Below are 17,280 nucleotides of genomic sequence, written 5' to 3'. Positions count from 1 at the left end.
ATAAAAACTCATTTAAATCACTTTGCTATTAAGTACAAATTGATTCTTAGAGCGAACCAGATTGCTTGGCAGGAGCTTAAAAATATGGCAGCTTAAAATTGACCGTGCGTAACATGAGTAACTTAAACAAATAGGATTAAAGCTTGAGATTAATGGCAAGGGTTTACTTGCAGGCCAACTTTTTTTTAATAATGCCAGTATTTGTTTCGCCGTATCCCACGCTACCTTATTGGAAGCTTCTTGGGTAGTACAAAAACAAGGCTTAATTTCAATATTAGCATTTAGATTACGGTAGGTTAATACAGCAATTACTTCACTTAAATGAGGTACTTTTTCGCGATGGTATTCGGGATTGTTGGGAAATAATTTTTTTCCGGCATTTAAAGTCCGGATATAGGCATAACTACGATCCCCTACCCGACCTTCGCCATTAGTGGTTCGCTCTAAAGTATCGTCATGAATTATTATCGGCTCTTCATCTAGAGTAAGCATGACGTCAAACTCGACCCAATTAGACTGTTCTTGTGCAGCTAACTCGAAGGCTGCAAGAGTATTTTCTGGAGCGCGGCTACTTAAGCCGCGATGAGCAATTAGTCGCATATTTTTAAATCCTTTTAAAATAAACGGTAATAGTATTATTTAATTTCTGAATTAGTTACCCGCTTTTTAATCCACCACCCTAAAACCAAGGTTGTGCCAACTCCTAAGTAGGCCCCTACTTGTTGCCAAGAATCTCCTACTAACTGTAATGCATCAGGGCTATGAAATAAAGAGAAAGGCACGGCTAATAAGACATCCATTAAGGCAGAACCTGCAACCAAACCACACGCAATTAACGTTCCTTTCTGCTTACGCACCATATTTTCTTCTGAAGATAAGACTTTCTTTTGTAATTGCTTTTGCACCAATAGGGCAATCATTCCACCAATAAATAAAGGAACTGAGGAGGAAAGCGGTAGGTACATTCCTATTGCAAGACCTAAAATAGATAGATTTAAGATTCTTTTTAAATTAAAAATGCGGTTTATAATAATTGCTAGGAGAATAATACCAGCACCAATGAACATCATATTCCAGGGGAGTGTATTTCTAAATACCGCCTCAGTAATTGCAGCCATCAAAGCAGCTGTAGGAGCAGGTAGGGATTGTGCTGCATCCATACCTTCATGCGGCATAACTCCGGCAATGCCATAAACATTAAAAAGTAATTGCATCACTGGTGGAATTACTAATGCTGAGATAATAACCCCAAGAAGCAGCATCACTTGTTGTTTCCAAGGCGTGGCGCCAACCAGCTGCCCTACTTTTAAATCTTGCGTATTATCATTAGCAATAGCCGCTATCCCTGTAACAACGGAGCCTATAATAATAGTAATTGCTTCAGCCGCATGAATTTGTTGGGGGCTTAAAGGTAGAGGTAATAAATGATCGGTGACTATTAAAAGCAACCAGGCGGCAAATAACATTCCAGATATAACAATTGAGCTCCCAGGGCTTGCGGTAACGCCAACCATGCCCGAAAAATAGGCTGTAATTACTGAAAATAAAAAACCTACAAATAAAACGTATAAAACACCCAAAAATACAAGGGTTGGTGCATACGCATGATCTAATCCTGCTTGTGCCAAAGGAAAAATAAATTGAAAAAATAAAAAGAGAATGGCAGCCATTAACGCTGTACCCATTAAAATAAAAGGCAGCGGTAGGTCTTTATCGGTACGTGGAAGACGATACTCTTGTTTTTTTCTTGAACTAAACGTGCGTAAAGAAGTGCTAATGCTTGATGATAAGGGTCTAATTAATTTTATAAAAGTCCACATCCCAGCAAATAACATAGCCCCAATACCCAAATAGCGCATTTCGCTACTCCAAAGTAAATTAGACGCTTGTTCTACGGAATGATTATTAAGAAGTTCTGGGTAAAATTGACTCACCATAGGCAAGGCAATTAACCAAGAAATGACTGCCCCTAAAAAAATACTAATCGCCATATCATGGCCTACCAAATAACCTGCACCAATCATGGTCGCAGAAAAACCAGCACCTATACCAAATAGGGAGCGCTTTACTAAAAAAACATAGTTCCAACTACTGGCAATGACTTTAAAACCTAATTGCAATAATTCAATCAAAGCACCAATTGCGCCCCCAATAAAAATATCTTTTATCCCCGCTTTTTCCGCAGACGATTTTAATACTTCAGCAATGGCTCGTCCTTCGGGAAATTTTAATGACGAATCATTCACTAAAAGTCGGCGCAAAGGGATTGAAAATAAGACGCCTAAGATTCCACCACAAGCCGCGATGAAAAAATTAGTTACATAATCAAAACCATGCCAAAAACCAATAATCACTAAGGCGGGAATGGTGTAAACAATGCCTCCAGCAACAGCTTCACCGGCAGAGGCAGCAGTTTGTACGGCATTGTTTTCAAGGATGGTTGAATTTTTAAAAAACCTTAAAACCCCCATGGAAATAATAGCAGCGGGAATTGAGGCGGAGGTCAAAATACCTAATTTTAAGGCTAAATAGGCATTCGACATAGCCAATAATACCGTTAAAATAATTGCTAAAATCACCGCCCGAACACTTAATTCGGCTACATTTTTCTCTGCACTAATAAAAGGAGTGTCAGACATTAATTACTCCACAAGGTTTTAATAAGTTCAGGTTTTACAGTAGAGGCAATAACCGCTAAGGGAATATCCACTGTTTGCGGTCCATATACATAGGCAGCAACCTGATAGGTGTTGAATAAAATGCCTATACCTTTTTCTGTGAAATACCACACACTATAATTATCAGTAGTGGCTTTGGTGCCTTCAGCTATCCATTTCGGATCCGAGATTTTTTTTGCGGTAATCATTTTTTTACAAAAACGAGCAAGGGTAGTTAAATAATCTGCTTGGGGTTGAAAAAGATCAGCGAGGTTTATTTTTTCGCCATGTAAAAAATTTTGCACCACAACCGTATTTAGAGGATGTGCAGCACCTTTATGGTAAATAGACACATCAAAACGTACACTTAGCGCTGTTTTGGCATTATACAACACTGAGTAAGTAACGTTTAGTCCGGTTTTACCAGGGGCATCTGCTGGCGTGTCTTCATCCTCTGATAGCTCAGCTAGAAAGCTTTTTTGTGTCTCATCAATATAGTGTTTTAATGCGCTATTTATTTTATTATCAGCAAATCCTTGAGGGTATTTCACATCAATTAGATAGCTTGGGGTTTCCTTATTAATTACTACTGGTTTAATCACTTCTGCCCATAATGAATTGACTAGCAAAGAAAAACCAACAACAATTTTCAGAACATTATTTAACATTTATTAGTCCTATTTTTCAGTAGAAATCCATTGACCGGCAATCATCGTTTTATGGGGCAATGGATAGGCAAAATAATAACAAAGCGCAGCAGAATCACTAACTGACCATAAATTTAAATCTGCAGCTTTTCCTACAGCGATACTTCCCACTTCATCTGCGATGCCTAAGGCCCGTGCTGCTTGAAAGGTTACTCCTGATAACACTTCTGGTACGGTTAATGAAAAGAGTTGACAGGCCATGTTCATCATTAATTGTAAAGAAGCTGTAGGTGAGGAACCCGGATTGCAATCACTAGCAATAGCCATACTAACACCGGCGGAGCGTAATAAGTCGATAGGCGGGGTTTTCTTTTCACGTAAAAAATAATAAGCGCCAGGGAGTAAAACAGCAACGGTATTAGCCTGGGCCATGGTTGCAATACTCGCTGCATCTAAAAACTCTAAATGATCACAGGACAAAGCCCCTAATTGAGCCGCTAAGGCACTCGCACCCAGATTAGACAGTTGTTCGGCATGACATTTTATCGCTAAGCCTAAAGACTGGGCTTTAAGAAAAATTTGCTCGGTTTGTTCTAAGCTAAAAGCAATGGATTCACAAAAGACATCTACTGCATCAGCTAAATCCATTTCTTTAACTGCAGGCATCATTTTATCGCAGATAAGATCAACATAAACCTGGCTGTTGTCTTTGAATTCTGGCCCAATAGCATGGGCGCCGAGGAAGGTCGTCTTAACGCGCAAACCACTAAGTTCACCCAAACGCTTAGCTACACGCAACATTTTTAATTCATTAATTAAATCCAAACCGTAACCCGATTTAATTTCAACCGTTGTCACGCCTTCTCTTTTTAAGGCAAGGATACGTGGTAATGATTGTGCAATTAATTCTTCTTCTGAAGCTGCGCGCGTTTGTTTGACGGTTGATAAAATCCCACCACCCATTTTTGCGATGTCCGCATAACTTACGCCTTCCAATTTTAATTTAAATTCCGACGCTCGATCACCGGCATAAACAAGATGGGTATGGCAGTCAATTAAGCCTGGGGTTAGCAATTGTCCATAACAATCCTCTTTAACCCCGGCATGCTCACGCAAATCCTCTGGCAGTTCAGTAATAGGACCAAACCAAAAAATTTTTCCCTCTTTAATTGCAACCGCATGATCATTTAATTGATGACCTTGTTCATTAATAATTGCAACATTAAATAATAAATAATCACAAGCAAACATTATCCTTCCCAATGTGGTACTTCATGAGGGGCTCGAAGCCACGCTGCATGATGACTAGTATCATAAATATCCCATTCTTTCGATTGATAGGTTTGATTATCCACTTCTAATAAAATCCAAGTTAGAAATTCTGCTACAGTTTCTGAAGAAACAAGACGGTTGTTATGCTTTAAATTTTTATAAAAATTAGTTTGTTCACTATCCATATGCGCTGCTTCGCGAGCAAGAGCTTGCATATCGGTATCCGCTATTCCAGGCATAACGCTAGCAAAAGCTACTTGCTCTGACTCTAATTGCCAACACTTAGTAAGCATCGATAAGGCCGCTTTAGAAACACAATAAGTGGCCCACCCCTTAATTGCAAAATAAGCAGCCCCCGAGCCAATATTAAGTACCCGGCCATTAATCAACTGCTTATATAGTTTTTGCGGGAGAAAAAGGGCGGCATCCAAATTAGTGCTCAGCGTTTTATGCCACCGAGCCCCTTCTAATTCTCTCAAAGGCGCAATAGGCTGCAAGCTCCCTGCATTATTTATCAAGGCAGTAATTTGAGCTATATCAGCTACTCGCCTCACCACTAACTGGATTCCTTCTGGAGTAGAAATATCGGCACAAAGAAAATCAATTAAAGGAGAAAAGGATCCGGTTTCTTTTAAAGGTTCTAGACGGCGCCCTACTATTAATACCGATTTGCCACGACTTGCTAAGCTATGGGCCAAAGCCTTGCCTAAACCACTTCCGCCACCAGTTATAATGAACACACACAACCTCATTTGAGCGACAATTTGTAATTTGCGCATCATACCAGACATTAAACTAAGTTTGCATAATTTTATTACTGATGAATTAGTAGGTGTTTTTCAGGTATAATTCCTGACAAGCCGCAGCACGGAGGCGGTAAGTGAAACCCAAATAAACAAGTAGCTGCACACCGGCTGAGGGTAAAAGCTCAACAAGCCCTGATACTTACACTAAAAGGAGGTACTATGTTTTCTGATTTGCCTGATTATGAACTAGCAAAACCTTCGCTATGGCAAGGAAGAAAAGATACCGCACAGCCTGAGCGTTTTTTTCAAAAAATCGCCTTTATAGACAATCTAGAAGTCCTTAAACAACAACGCAAAAGCACGGTGTTTATTGGTTTTGCCAGTGATGCAGGAGTGATTCGCAATGCAGGTCGACCTGGAGCAAAATTAGGGCCTGAGCAAATTAAATCCTGTCTAGCCAAATTACCCTGCCATCAAAATAGACCTTATATTGATTTAGGCACTGTAGTTTGTAATGGTGATGAATTAGAGTCGGCGCAGGCCCAATTTGCTAAGCTCATCGACCTTTGTCAACAATATGGTCACCAGACAGTGGCCTTGGGTGGAGGTCATGAAATTGCTTGGGCCCATTATCAAGGATTAGCACCAAAATATCCTAAATTAGGTATTATTAATTTTGACGCACATTTCGATATACGACCCTATACTCCTGGACAACCAGGAACCTCAGGTACTCCTTTTGCACAAATCGCAGCTTATTGTGAGGAAAAAAAACGCCCCTTTGATTATTGTTGCATAGGTATCCAGCAATTTGGCAATACACCTTCTTTATTTTTGCGTGCTGCAGAATTGAAAGTAAAGTATTTAACAGTGGAAGAAATGGTGCAACAAAGTCTTGCTTGGCAATTCGCTTTCTTAGATGATTTTATGTTAAATCTAGATTACATCTATTTAAGTATTTGCCTTGACGTCTTTGCAGAAAGCTTCGCACCCGGAGTGAGCGCTCCCCAGCCTTTGGGGTTAAGTCCTTGGCAAACATTGCCTTTATTGAAATACATTATACAAAGTGGAAAAGTTGTGAGCTTTGATGTTGCCGAGCTTTCTCCTCCTCTCGACCAAGAACAAAAAACTGCTAGACTTGCGGCTTTGATTATCGCAGAATTGTTAAATACCAATTAAGGAGTGTATTTCATGAAGAACACGATGCTGTGTTATGCATTAATTAGTTTTGTATGCGCTAACGCACAGGCCGAGACCCAAACAAGCACCACGACTACTACGGCTACTCCGCCAGCGGTGCAAGGGACACAACCTGCGTCCCCTGTCCAAGCGCAACCCACTACAACTACGACTACAACCACGACTACAACCCAAGCTGCTGTGATTAACTGTGACTATAAAATACCGGCGAGCACCAAGGTTATTGATCAAACTCTTGTTTTAAATTGGTCTGAAAAAGCAACTATCCAAGCCTTTGATTTTGATCCTAATAAATTAGAGGAGCAAATGAAAAGCTTACAAAATTGTTTCACCGAACAAGGATGGTCTGGTTTTAACAATGCCTTACAAAAATCAGGAAACATTGATTCGATCAAAGCGCAGAAATTGACGGTAAGCAGCCAAATTGATAGCCAAGCAACGATGGATGAAGCAAAAGACAATCAGTGGAAACTCACTTTACCCCTACAAGTTGTCTATCAAAATGATAAAGAAAAAGTAACCCAATTACTTAGTATAAAATTAACGGTTGGTCGAAAAATAAGCGGTGACCTCGGTATTACTCAAATGATAGCAACACCACGTGTTAATACTACGGCTCAAACAAATACCACCGCTACTACTACGCCCACCTCAACAAGTACCAATACCAATACTCCCGCGGTAACTACGCCAAATGATACGACTAAGGCGCCTACCACCGCAACACCAAGCGGTACGCCCACAACACCCACGGTGAGTGCACCAACAGTAGGTGATCCCTCAGCACAACCAAGCAATAGCACCAACACGCCAGTAGATCAGCAACCTGCAACAACATCAACGACACCAAATCCTTAAATGGCCCGAATAACCCATCATCTTTGCTGATGGGTTATTCAATAACTGTGTTGTTTTAATGAATACGAACAAAACTAAAAATATTTTTTTACTCCTGCCTAATCTTATTTGTTATTTACGTTTAATCAGCTTACTGCTTTGTTTGTATATGCTCAAACAAACCCAACATCCTTTGTTTTGGATTGTGGTGTTGGGCTTAAGCGACTGCTTGGATGCCTTAGATGGTTATTTAGCTCGCCGCTTTAATCTGGTCAGTCAACTAGGTCAGATTTTAGATTATACTTGCGATAGATTAGCACTTAGTGGTGCGATGTTTCTTTGTGCCCTTTATTTTAGTAACTATTGGTTTTTCTTTTTATTAATATCCCTTCTGGATATTGCCAGTCATTACATCTATCTTAAAGCATCCTATTTAGCTGGAAAAGATAATCACAAAAGTCTTAATGCGTCGATGCCTAAACTACTCCATTATTATTACGGCAGTCGTATAGCTTTATTTAGTACGTGTTTTATCCATGACTTCTTTATAGGGATGTTACTGGTTTATCATTATTATCCGAATAATTGGGTGAAGCTGCTCCTCTTGCTTACTCTGCCTTGGTTCATATTTAAAATAGTGATCCATATGATTCAATTACACCAAGCTCTATTATGTATCGGTACGAGAGAGGTAATGCCTCATGAATTATAAAGAGCGGCATAAACAATTTTTTTTATTTGTACTTGCTGGAAGCATTGCCGGTATTGTTAATTTTAGTTTTAGGATCATAGTAAATCAGTGGGTTAGTTTTTCTACCGCTATTTGCCTTGCGTATTTAGTAGGGATGATGACCGCCTTTATATTGAGTAAAGCCTTTGTGTTTCGCAAAACAGAGCATCCACTACATCGGATGTTTTTTACCTACACTATTATCAACTTGTTTGGTTTAGCACAAACCTTAGCTATTTCTTTAATATTTGCCCATTATATCCTTCCAGCCCTAGGGGTATATAATTACGTCGATGACCTAGCTCATGCCATAGGTTTAATTGCCCCCATCTATGTGAGTTACCTAGGACATAAAAACTATACTTTTCGTTAAAAGTCCTTAATTTAGTTTTATAGTTATTTTTGCTACAGTAAATTAGATAAGGCCTAACAACCCCATAAAAAAAAGAGCTTCTTGGAGCCTATATGACTAGAGAATTAAATACTATCCCTCTTTTTGATACCTTAAACGAAAAAGAACTCAGTCTTTGCCAAGAGTATTTGGAAGAAAAAGAGTTTGCAAAAGATGAATATATTATTCGTCAGGGTGATAAGGATAAAGATGTCTACATTATTACTAAAGGCCAAGTCGGGGTTTATAAAACAAAGGAAGGCTCCTCGCAAGAACATCAGCTTAGTACGCTTTCAGTAGGTGATGTATTTGGCGAATTAGCCTTTATTGATCATGCACCCCGCTCTACTTCTATAAAAACCCTTGTAGATACGCAACTACTCCATTTATCAGCTGCTCATATTGGTAAATTAATTCAGCATCATTCCATTTATTGGAAACTCAGTCAAAAAATCTTAATTAAATTAAGTTCGCGTATCCGTTATACCAATGAGGTGATTGTTAGTTCACTGGAAAAAGAATTGGAGCTGAAAAAGACGCAAGTTACGGCTGGCAATTTTATGGTGCTCATGTTGGTTATGCTCACCCTCTTTACTTATTTATTAAAGGGCATGAGCTATCTTACTGAATTATTAGGCACCGCATCCATGATTACTACGGTGGCCATGCTTATTTTGTTTTTTATTTTCTGGGTTAGTGCAAAAAGAACTGGCTATCCCTTAAGTTTTTTTGGTTTTTCCACCCAAAATTGGCAAGCTTATTTTATCGAATCCCTCCTGTGGACTACCCCTATTTTGCTTTTAATGACGCTGGCTAAATGGCTCTTGATTAGCAATGTCGCCAAATACTCCTCCATTGAATTATTTAGTTTAGGGCATTCAGCCGTTGCGAAACCTGGTACCAGTACGCTTACTATAGTTTTAATGTCCTTTGCATACGTATTCATTTCAAGCCCGATTCAAGAAGTACTGTTTAGAGGTGGCTTACAAAGTTGCCTGCAATTTTTCCTGCAATCTAAGCATCGTAATTTATTAGCCAATATTACAACCAATCTCATTTTTGCCATGATGCACCTTATTTTATCTTATGAATTAGCTATTCTAGTTTTTGGTATTGGTTTCTTTTGGGGCTGCTTGTATCAAAAGCAGCGTACCTTAGTGGGTGTGATTACCTCCCATATCTTAATTGGGGTGTGGGCGTTTTTTATTTTGGGCATCCAATCCATTGTGATGGCAAAATAGCGATTATAGTGTAGTTTAACTTAGGACTATTTATGGATTTAATAAAACCAGCTTTATATAACGCTCAACTTACACGCACCCTAGGTCATGCTAGTTATCAAGGTGCAGAAATAGGCGAATGTCTGACTGTAGCCACACAAATAGAGACAGCTAATCGCGAAAGTTGGTATGAGCAATGGCTTAACTTAGCCCATAAAAATTTAGCAAAAGCGGAATATTTTAGCCAAAGAAAACAGCAACTTGATGCCAAATTAGCTTTTTTACGCGCGTCAAATTATTATAGAACGGCCTATTTTTTTCTTGAGGATGAGCCCCATGATCCTCGTATTGAGTACGCCCTAAAACTAAGTATTAGCTCATTTAAAAAGGCAATTAACTTTTTTACTTCTCCGGTCGAAACTATTTCCATACCTTTTGAACAAGCCAACCTACCCGGATATCTTTATTTAGCCCCCGCAACAGATAAGAAACCTAAACCATTAATCATCGATACCGGCGGTGGGGACGGTACCAAAGAGGAATCTTATTTCAATGTGGCCGCGGAAGCCATTCAACGAGGGTTTCATTGTTTATCCCTTGAAGGTCCGGGACAAGGAAGTGTTTTACGTTTAGATAAAATACCTTTTATCCCTGATTGGGAGCGAGTTATTGAGGCAGTTATTGATTATATTATTCACCATCCAGAAATTGATGAACAGCGCATTGTTTTAATTGGCCGCAGTTTCGGTGGCTACCTTGCAGGGCGAGCTGTAACTAAAGAAAGACGCATTGCAGCCTGTATTGTGGATCCAGGTATTCTTGATTCAATGGGAAGCTTGGAGCAAAAATGCCGGACTGCGGTCCAAAAAAATTGCCCAGAACTAGGGCATGCCCCTTTGCCGCAAATAATCGAATATTTAATGAAGATTGATAATAATTTACGTTTTATGTTAGCCAGTCGCTTATGGCGTTTTGGAGCCCACACTATTGAAGACTTAGTTGAACAAACTCATCGCTATACGCTTAAAGGTATAGTGGAAGACATACAATGCCCAATGTTAGTCTGCGATAATACCTTAGAATACATCACGCCAGGCCAAGCTCAGCAGTTTTATGACCAATTACGCTGTAAAAAACATTATGTTCTTTTTAACGAAGAAAATGGAACTGGGGGGCATTGTGAACCACTGGCACCAAGATTATTTTATGCCGAAGTTTATTCTTGGTTAGCTGATTGCTTGAAGAGAGGGTAAGGCTTAAAAAAAGAGAAGGCCGAATAATGAAATACGGCCTTTATAATGAGACAAATCTGAGGCAAATGCCCATATACTTACACTTTTAGTATAGCAAAGCAGACCATTATGTCAAATTACTATACAATAATGCTGGGTTTAAAATGGGATTGAATGCGCCTAAATTTATTAGAAATTAGGCTTTTATTATAAGAGGACCAATCCCAATTAGGTAGATCACATTGTTTTTGAATAAATAATTGATTTAAATGATGAAGCATTGCATCTTTATCTTTAAGCTCTGGTGATATTTGAATAGTAAACTGATTTAAATCGTTTTGAATAATTCGATAATCATCAAATTTAATCCTGCTTTTAGCCATATGCTGACGGATACTATCAGCAAAAATAGGAATTAAATTCCCCTCTTTATTGGCATAGCAAATATCGCCAACCCGCCCTTCTATAGCCTCTAATTCGGTAAAGAGATGGGAATTTTCGCTATACACTAAAATATCATCCAAGCGGTAGCGGATTATAGGCTGGCTAGTACGAGCTAAATCAGTAATAATCGGGACAAATCGTTTTTCATCTAGCCATTCTTTTTCAATAATTAAGAATTCTTCATTCAAAGTTAGGCGATTAGTTTGCTTATCCGATATAGCCAAAAAACCTTCCGTCGCTTGATAGATTTGTGAAATACGACAATTAAATGCCTTGGCAATAATTAACTCATCTTTTTTTTCTAAGGTTTCGGCCACAGAAAAAATCTTTTTCGGTTGGATGGTTAGACGCTCTTGCTGCTGGGCTAATAAAAGCAGGACACTGGCGGGAGCTGATAGAATCGTAGGCTTAATCGCATTTAATTTTTTTATATGTTCATCAAAGTCCACTAATAGATCAAAAAAATAAAATTGAACTTTTTTTCCCTTATTAAGAGTCGTATAAAGGTTATTGTTCGCACGTAAGAAAAAGGCGATCCGCTCGTTCGCGGCAAGTCCTTGCGGTAATGCTTTTGCTAAAATGGTTCCTGCCCACGCATCTCGCTCAGCAGGATTAGCAAGAAATAAGCCGCGATTGCCTGAAGTACCCGAAGAAAGTCCCACCGCAACTTTATGGATCAAGGGCGAAAAATCGCGGGATTCTTCAGCACGTAGCGCCACCTCAAATGCTTGTTGTTTAGTTATTCCCAGGGTATTCAGTTCATTAAAATGCTCCATCATGATGCTTTTGTTTATAATGGGCCATTCATGGAGTGGTTTATTAAGATAAGGACGATAAAAAGGAGATTTAAACAGACAATGTTTAACTAAGTGTTCCCACTGCCTGTCTTGATATAATTTTAATTGTTCCACTGATTTAATTCGGCGCTTTAAATAGCAAGACTTAGCATAATAATAAAGAATACGCGCTAGCATAGCTCTTCCTTCTTAAGACGTTCACGTATCTGCTGACAATGAGAGGGAATAATATCTAGCTGGGGGTTATTTTTATAAAGTTGGTGCAAATTCCCAATCGTTGCTAAATACGCTTGTCTATCATGATGAATTAAATAGGTTAATTGGCTTGGGTAATTAAGATCTTGATAGCTTTCTTGATGCCAGCAGCTATCCGCTATTAAAAAAGTGGGTTTCTCTGCTTCGAAATATAAGCCAATTTGACCCGCTGCATGGCCTGGCAGGGCAATGGCATAAAGACTCTGATCATCAAATAAATCAAAACCCTGAGAAAAAGGGGCGAGTTGGGAAGGTAGAGGGCTTTCTTGCTGGGTAAATTGCAAACGATCATAAAAGTCATCGGGTAATAACCCCGGTAGAAAGCCCTGGAGAAGCGCTTTAAAACCTGTTTTACCTTTAATATCGGCAATTGCTTGTGGATGGCAAATAAACTGAGCTTTGGGGAAATCTGCTAGACCGCCAATATGGTCAGCATGAAAATGTGAAATGACAATGTAGGCAATATCCTCTGGGAGAATACTTTGTTCTAGTAACTGCTCTTTTAAGGTTTTTCGAAGATAAACAGGGGTTAAATAGCTGTACAATGACGCTGGAAAATGACTGGTTTCCTGGTAAAACCGCGGGCTATAGCCGGAATCAAATAAAATATACCCTTGTGTCGGGTGCTTAATTAAAGCACAGAGAGCAGGATATTCTTTTTGTTTGAATTGGCCAGTTTTTAAAGTCATTCGTTGACAATGAGTACAAAAACCCGCTTCAAGCAACTGATAATTAATCATGATCGAGGTACCATTGAGCAAAAGACTGCATGCCTTTAGCAATAGTTATTACCGGTTTATAACCAAGCTCATGCTTTGCCGCCTCTATATTTAAAGTTTGTCCTAAGGCTAAAACACCTGCACTATAGGCTGTTAGGCGTGGCTCTGCTTTTACAAAGGGAAGACTATAAATTAATTCCAAGCTCTGTCCTATTTTTTTTGCTAGGTTAAAAGGGATATATTTTAATTGCACTTTCCTTTCTAAAGAGGCGAATAATAAAGAAATAATGGCATGGAGACTCTGAGGTTCATCATTGGTGATGTTGTATTTTTTACCCAGACACTGCGTTTTAGCTTGCGAGGCAAGAACTAAACTTTCCACGACATTTTCGACATAAGTTACATCAATAAGATTCTGACCCGTTCCAACCAGAGTAAGCACCCCCTTTCTTTCAGCTTTAAGCAACCTTGGTAAAAGAGCGCGATCATAAGGTCCAAAGATTGCACGTGGCCTTAAAGTAATAACTTGTAACTCTTGCTCCACAAATGCCCTATCAATTAGGTGTTCCGCCATTAACTTGGTTTTTACATAGTAATTGACGGGTTTTTTAGGTAAGCAGGAATCCTCTTTTATATTGTGTTTTTCGCTGAAATCAAAATAAATGCTTGGTGAAGAAACATGAATTAAACGGGCATTTTTAGGAGTGGCCTTAATAACATTTTGAGTGCCTAAAACATTCGCTTGATAAAAATCCTTATACTCACCCCAAGGACTGGATAAAGCGGCACAATGGAAAATGAGTTCCGTATTTTTTGCAAGCGCTTGCAAAGCAGTTTCTTCACTCAAATCTAGGCCAATGAACCGCGCACCTAATTGAGTAAGATACTCTCCTAATAGCTGATTACGCCCCAAAGCGATGACTTCATGCCCATCCTGAATTAATCGTTTGGTTAAATTCATTCCTAAACCACCGGTAGCTCCGGTCACGAGGCAACGCATCGTTAATATTCCATAATCATGCCAGCTGCTGAAATACCAGCACCAGTGCCCACTAAATACACTAACTGCCCACGTTTTATTTTTTTATTGTTCACATGGTGGGCAAGTGCGGAAGGAATAGAGGCAGCCATTTGATTACCATGAGTCGCATAAATATTCACTAATTTTTCTTCCGGAATGCCTAAGCGTTTTCGCAAATGGTGCATCGCTAATAAACTAGCCTGATGAGGTACAACCCAATCAATATCATTTAAAGTAACTCTAGCCTTGGCAAAAACCTGCTGCATCGAAGTAATGACTAATTGACTGGCTAATTTAAAAACTTTTTTACCGTCCATCTGGAATAAACCTAAGCGATGATCAAAAGGCTTTGCCGGTGGAATCCGGGTGCCGCCTGCTTCTACGTGGCAATAATCCACACCGCTACTGTAGGTTTCCATGTGGCTTGCTAAAATCTTACTCGTACCATCACTTTTTTCAACGATACAAGCAGCCGCACCATCCCCAAAAATAGTACAGGTCTCCATATCGCTCCAATTAAGCCCTAAAGAAGGGATATCACTGGCAACGATAAGCGCGCGTTGGTAACGTCCACCAGCAATTAAATAAGCGACCGTATCAAGAGCGGTTAAAAAACTTAAACAGGTACTATTAATATCAAAGGAGGGAATTCCTGAGTGCTCCAGACCTAATTGTTTTTGTACTAGTGCTGCCGTACAAGGAATAAGTTGCTCTGGGGCTCCACAAGCGCTAATAATCACATCGATGTCATTGAGAGAACATTGAGCATTACTTAGCGCGCGCAACGCGGCCTGGGCTGCCATGTAAGAAGTTGTTTCTTCTGGGTTAGCAAAATGCCGAGAAATAAGTCCTGATTTCATTTGGACTGTTTCCGGTGGCAGTCCTAATTGTTTATCCAAATCATGGGAATATACCACATCGCGGGGCAAGTATTGTGCTAATCCTATTATTTTTACAGCAAGCATGAGGCCTCCTAAGCTTATATCTTGTGGTTCAATGATATTGCTTGAAAAATATGCAGATGATAACATAATGCCCTAATTTAGTCCAAAATAGAACTCTATGCGCATCATTACGGTCTTAGATAGCTACCCTCCAGACTTAAACGGTGGAGCTTATTTTACTCATCGGCTTGCTTTAGCTTTACAACAAAAAGGCCATGATGTTTTAGTATTATGCCCCTCGCGCAGTATCCAACAAGGCTATAGCCAATATGAAGAGGTTCGCTTGTTTGGCGTGCGTTCTTGGCCTGTTTTCGCTTATAAAAATTTTCGGGTTTCTTGGCCTTTTTTTATAAAAAAAGGTATTCATCAGGCCATTAAGGACTTTAAACCGGATCTGATTCACTTACAGGGAAAATTTTTTGTTGGCGGAATAAGCTACCGGGCCGGAAAGCAAATGGGAATTCCTTTGATCGCCACCAATCATTTCATGCCTGAAAATTTTTTTCATTATACTTATTTACCTAAGCGCTATACCCAATGGTTTAATAAAAAATGTTGGTCTATTGTACTCGAAATGCTCAATAACGTTGATAAAGTAACGACCCCTACCGAAACTGCAGCAAAATTATTACGCAAAGAAAACATCCACAAAGAGGTCAATGTAATTTCGTGCGGTGTTGATTTAAACAAATTTCACCCAGGGCACGATGCCCAATTCCTAAGACAACGCTATCAAATTCCCCCTAAGCCTATTTTGTTATACACTGGACGGTTAGATAAAGAAAAAAATCTCGATTTTGTCTTAAAGGCCTTTGCCCAAGCGCACCAACAAGTGGACTGTCACTTTGTTATTGGTGGTCGTGGTGCTGAACACCACCGTTTGGAAAAACTTAGTCAAACCTTAGGGCTCCAAAAAAGCGTGACCTTTACGGGTTACCTAAGTGATGAAGATTACCCCAAAATTCATGGCTTAGCCGACTGCTTTATTAATGCAGGCACTGCGGAATTACAAAGTATTGTAGCCTTAGAAGCCCTTGCCTCAGGTTTACCCCTATTAGGAGCGGAAGCCATGGCTCTACCAGAATTGATTATTCCGGGAAAAAATGGTTATTTATTTAAGCCTGGGGATGTTAATACACTGACTCAACATATAGTTGAGCTTTTTTCTCATCCTGAAAAAAGAAAGCAAATGGCTATTGAAAGTAGGCTGATTGCGGAAAAGCACGATATTAATAAAACAGTTGGGTATTATGAACGTTTGTATGAAGAGATTATAAAACCATGAAAAATCTTAGTCTTCGTTATTATAACCTCCTGCAAGAACAAAGTTATTTATCCAATTTGGTTTTAGGGCTGCTACTCTTAGCAGCTAGCTTTGTGATTAATAATCATGCCAGCCTTTATGCAACCCAAATTGCAGGCCAGGCAGTGCCCGATCTTTTTTTGGATAATTTAGATCTACAGGATGTAAGCTTTCTCCATATTTATGCCGCACTCAGTTTCTGGTTGATATTTACCCTTTATGTCTTTGTTTTTCGCCCTGAAACACTACCTTTCATTAGCAAAACAGCCTCTGTATTTATTTTAATAAGAAGCGGTTTTATTTGCCTAACCCACATCGGAGCCCCGGTTAATAATCTAACTATACCTACGTTTTCTTCCTTTTTTATTTACAATGGCGATTTATTTTTTTCAGGTCATGTAGGTGGTCCTTTTTTATTGGCTTTAATTTTCTGGAATGAACGCTTTTCACGTTATTTATACCTCCTCACTAGTCTATTTTTTGGCTACATTGTTCTCGCAGGGCATATTCATTACAGTATTGATGTAGCTGCCGCCCCCTTTATAACTTATGGAGTATTTCACTTTGCTAAATATTTTTTTGCTCTAGACTATGGTTATTTTAATTCATCAATTCATACTTCCTAAAAGCCTCCTTTCATCGTTGACCCAAACGTCATCCTTTAACTTTAAGATTTTCCTCAAACTTATAATAAAAAAACTAAATTTATTCTTGTTGACCCGCGTCCTACTATGCTAATTTGTATTAATTTACTCATGTTACGCACGGTCAATTTTAAGCTGCCATATTTTTAAGCTCCTGCCAAGCAATCTGGTTCGCTCTAAGAATCAATTTGTACTTAATAGCAAAGTGATTTAAATGAGTT

General features: G+C 39.2%; 17 protein-coding genes. 8 read left to right on the top strand and 9 right to left on the bottom strand.

Annotation, left to right across the window (positions count from 1 at the left end):
• Positions 1-12: 12 nt before the first annotated feature.
• Genes ELY15_RS07385 through ELY15_RS07365 form a run of 5 tightly spaced genes read right to left on the bottom strand, consistent with a single transcriptional unit; the run spans position 13 to position 5,316 of the window.
• The gene (locus ELY15_RS07385) at positions 13-600 is read right to left on the bottom strand and encodes a glycerophosphodiester phosphodiesterase family protein (RefSeq protein ID WP_127099021.1); all 588 of its coding nucleotides are present in this window, start codon (positions 598-600) and stop codon (positions 13-15) included.
• A 35-nt stretch (positions 601-635) separates the two neighbouring features.
• Positions 636-2,639 carry an OPT family oligopeptide transporter gene (locus ELY15_RS07380; protein ID WP_127099020.1) on the bottom strand — a complete coding sequence of 668 codons (2,004 nt, stop codon included), beginning with the start codon at positions 2,637-2,639 and terminating at the stop codon, positions 636-638.
• Positions 2,639-3,325 (bottom strand): DUF3298 and DUF4163 domain-containing protein, encoded by a 687-nt coding sequence (locus ELY15_RS07375; RefSeq protein ID WP_127099019.1) that lies wholly within the window; start codon positions 3,323-3,325, stop codon positions 2,639-2,641. The genes ELY15_RS07380 and ELY15_RS07375 overlap by 1 nt, the downstream gene beginning before the upstream one ends.
• Before the next feature lie 9 nt (positions 3,326-3,334).
• On the bottom strand, positions 3,335-4,555 hold the full coding sequence (gene hutI / locus ELY15_RS07370; protein ID WP_127099018.1) for an imidazolonepropionase: 1,221 nt from the start codon (positions 4,553-4,555) through the stop codon (positions 3,335-3,337).
• Complete coding sequence (locus ELY15_RS07365) at positions 4,555-5,316, bottom strand: SDR family NAD(P)-dependent oxidoreductase (protein ID WP_127099022.1); 762 nt, start codon at positions 5,314-5,316, stop codon at positions 4,555-4,557. The genes hutI and ELY15_RS07365 overlap by 1 nt, the downstream gene beginning before the upstream one ends.
• 225 nt (positions 5,317-5,541) lie before the next feature.
• Between ELY15_RS07365 and hutG the strand changes: the two genes are divergently transcribed.
• From hutG to ELY15_RS07335, 6 genes are all read left to right on the top strand, one after another.
• Complete coding sequence (hutG, locus tag ELY15_RS07360; protein WP_127099017.1) at positions 5,542-6,501, top strand: formimidoylglutamase; 960 nt, start codon at positions 5,542-5,544, stop codon at positions 6,499-6,501.
• Positions 6,502-6,513: 12 nt separating this feature from the next.
• A complete protein-coding gene (locus tag ELY15_RS07355; RefSeq protein ID WP_127099016.1) occupies positions 6,514-7,380 on the top strand; it encodes a DotI/IcmL family type IV secretion protein in 867 nt (288 codons plus the stop codon).
• 58 nt (positions 7,381-7,438) lie between these two features.
• A complete protein-coding gene (locus tag ELY15_RS07350) occupies positions 7,439-8,071 on the top strand; it encodes a CDP-alcohol phosphatidyltransferase family protein (RefSeq protein ID WP_127099015.1) in 633 nt (210 codons plus the stop codon).
• Entirely contained in the window at positions 8,061-8,462 is a 402-nt protein-coding gene (locus ELY15_RS07345) for a GtrA family protein (RefSeq protein WP_127099014.1), read from the top strand. The genes ELY15_RS07350 and ELY15_RS07345 overlap by 11 nt, the downstream gene beginning before the upstream one ends.
• 92 nt (positions 8,463-8,554) lie before the next feature.
• Positions 8,555-9,721, top strand: a complete 1,167-nt coding sequence (locus ELY15_RS07340; protein WP_127099013.1) for a cyclic nucleotide-binding domain-containing protein — start codon at positions 8,555-8,557, stop codon at positions 9,719-9,721.
• 32 nt (positions 9,722-9,753) lie between these two features.
• Positions 9,754-10,953 (top strand): S9 family peptidase, encoded by a 1,200-nt coding sequence (locus ELY15_RS07335; RefSeq protein WP_127099012.1) that lies wholly within the window; start codon positions 9,754-9,756, stop codon positions 10,951-10,953.
• Positions 10,954-11,072: 119 nt separating this feature from the next.
• Here ELY15_RS07335 and ELY15_RS07330 read toward each other — a convergent pair whose 3' ends face one another.
• Genes ELY15_RS07330 through ELY15_RS07315 form a run of 4 tightly spaced genes read right to left on the bottom strand, consistent with a single transcriptional unit; the run spans position 11,073 to position 15,133 of the window.
• Complete coding sequence (locus tag ELY15_RS07330) at positions 11,073-12,350, bottom strand: F390 synthetase-related protein (RefSeq protein WP_127099011.1); 1,278 nt, start codon at positions 12,348-12,350, stop codon at positions 11,073-11,075.
• A complete protein-coding gene (locus ELY15_RS07325; RefSeq protein WP_127099010.1) occupies positions 12,344-13,168 on the bottom strand; it encodes an MBL fold metallo-hydrolase in 825 nt (274 codons plus the stop codon). The genes ELY15_RS07330 and ELY15_RS07325 overlap by 7 nt, the downstream gene beginning before the upstream one ends.
• Entirely contained in the window at positions 13,161-14,147 is a 987-nt protein-coding gene (locus ELY15_RS07320; protein ID WP_127099009.1) for an NAD(P)-dependent oxidoreductase, read from the bottom strand. Before ELY15_RS07320 ends, ELY15_RS07325 begins: the two co-directional genes overlap by 8 nt.
• 2 nt (positions 14,148-14,149) lie before the next feature.
• Complete coding sequence (locus tag ELY15_RS07315) at positions 14,150-15,133, bottom strand: beta-ketoacyl-ACP synthase III (RefSeq protein ID WP_127099008.1); 984 nt, start codon at positions 15,131-15,133, stop codon at positions 14,150-14,152.
• A gap of 97 nt (positions 15,134-15,230) precedes the next feature.
• Between ELY15_RS07315 and ELY15_RS07310 the strand changes: the two genes are divergently transcribed.
• A complete protein-coding gene (locus ELY15_RS07310; RefSeq protein ID WP_127099007.1) occupies positions 15,231-16,397 on the top strand; it encodes a glycosyltransferase family 4 protein in 1,167 nt (388 codons plus the stop codon).
• The gene (locus ELY15_RS07305; RefSeq protein ID WP_127099006.1) at positions 16,394-17,041 is read left to right on the top strand and encodes a phosphatase PAP2-related protein; all 648 of its coding nucleotides are present in this window, start codon (positions 16,394-16,396) and stop codon (positions 17,039-17,041) included. The genes ELY15_RS07310 and ELY15_RS07305 overlap by 4 nt, the downstream gene beginning before the upstream one ends.
• Positions 17,042-17,280 lie beyond the last annotated feature (239 nt).

It is taken from the genome of Legionella sp. km772, from assembly GCF_003989735.1.
Lineage (GTDB): Bacteria > Pseudomonadota > Gammaproteobacteria > Legionellales > Legionellaceae > Legionella.
This window is presented reverse-complemented; position numbering and strand designations above follow the sequence as displayed.

Bases quoted from the DNA above. Each gene is read 5' to 3' on its own strand.
- ELY15_RS07385 (WP_127099021.1), bottom strand. From the start codon at position 600: ATGCGACTAATTGCTCATCGCGGCTTAAGTAGCCGCGCTCCAGAAAAT.
- ELY15_RS07380 (WP_127099020.1), bottom strand. From the start codon at position 2,639: ATGTCTGACACTCCTTTTATTAGTGCAGAGAAAAATGTAGCCGAATTA.
- ELY15_RS07375 (WP_127099019.1), bottom strand. From the start codon at position 3,325: ATGTTAAATAATGTTCTGAAAATTGTTGTTGGTTTTTCTTTGCTAGTC.
- hutI (WP_127099018.1), bottom strand. From the start codon at position 4,555: ATGTTTGCTTGTGATTATTTATTATTTAATGTTGCAATTATTAATGAA.
- hutG (WP_127099017.1), top strand. From the start codon at position 5,542: ATGTTTTCTGATTTGCCTGATTATGAACTAGCAAAACCTTCGCTATGG.
- ELY15_RS07355 (WP_127099016.1), top strand. From the start codon at position 6,514: ATGAAGAACACGATGCTGTGTTATGCATTAATTAGTTTTGTATGCGCT.
- ELY15_RS07350 (WP_127099015.1), top strand. From the start codon at position 7,439: ATGAATACGAACAAAACTAAAAATATTTTTTTACTCCTGCCTAATCTT.
- ELY15_RS07345 (WP_127099014.1), top strand. From the start codon at position 8,061: ATGAATTATAAAGAGCGGCATAAACAATTTTTTTTATTTGTACTTGCT.
- ELY15_RS07340 (WP_127099013.1), top strand. From the start codon at position 8,555: ATGACTAGAGAATTAAATACTATCCCTCTTTTTGATACCTTAAACGAA.
- ELY15_RS07335 (WP_127099012.1), top strand. From the start codon at position 9,754: ATGGATTTAATAAAACCAGCTTTATATAACGCTCAACTTACACGCACC.
- ELY15_RS07330 (WP_127099011.1), bottom strand. From the start codon at position 12,350: ATGCTAGCGCGTATTCTTTATTATTATGCTAAGTCTTGCTATTTAAAG.
- ELY15_RS07325 (WP_127099010.1), bottom strand. From the start codon at position 13,168: ATGATTAATTATCAGTTGCTTGAAGCGGGTTTTTGTACTCATTGTCAA.
- ELY15_RS07320 (WP_127099009.1), bottom strand. From the start codon at position 14,147: ATGCGTTGCCTCGTGACCGGAGCTACCGGTGGTTTAGGAATGAATTTA.
- ELY15_RS07315 (WP_127099008.1), bottom strand. From the start codon at position 15,133: ATGCTTGCTGTAAAAATAATAGGATTAGCACAATACTTGCCCCGCGAT.
- ELY15_RS07310 (WP_127099007.1), top strand. From the start codon at position 15,231: ATGCGCATCATTACGGTCTTAGATAGCTACCCTCCAGACTTAAACGGT.
- ELY15_RS07305 (WP_127099006.1), top strand. From the start codon at position 16,394: ATGAAAAATCTTAGTCTTCGTTATTATAACCTCCTGCAAGAACAAAGT.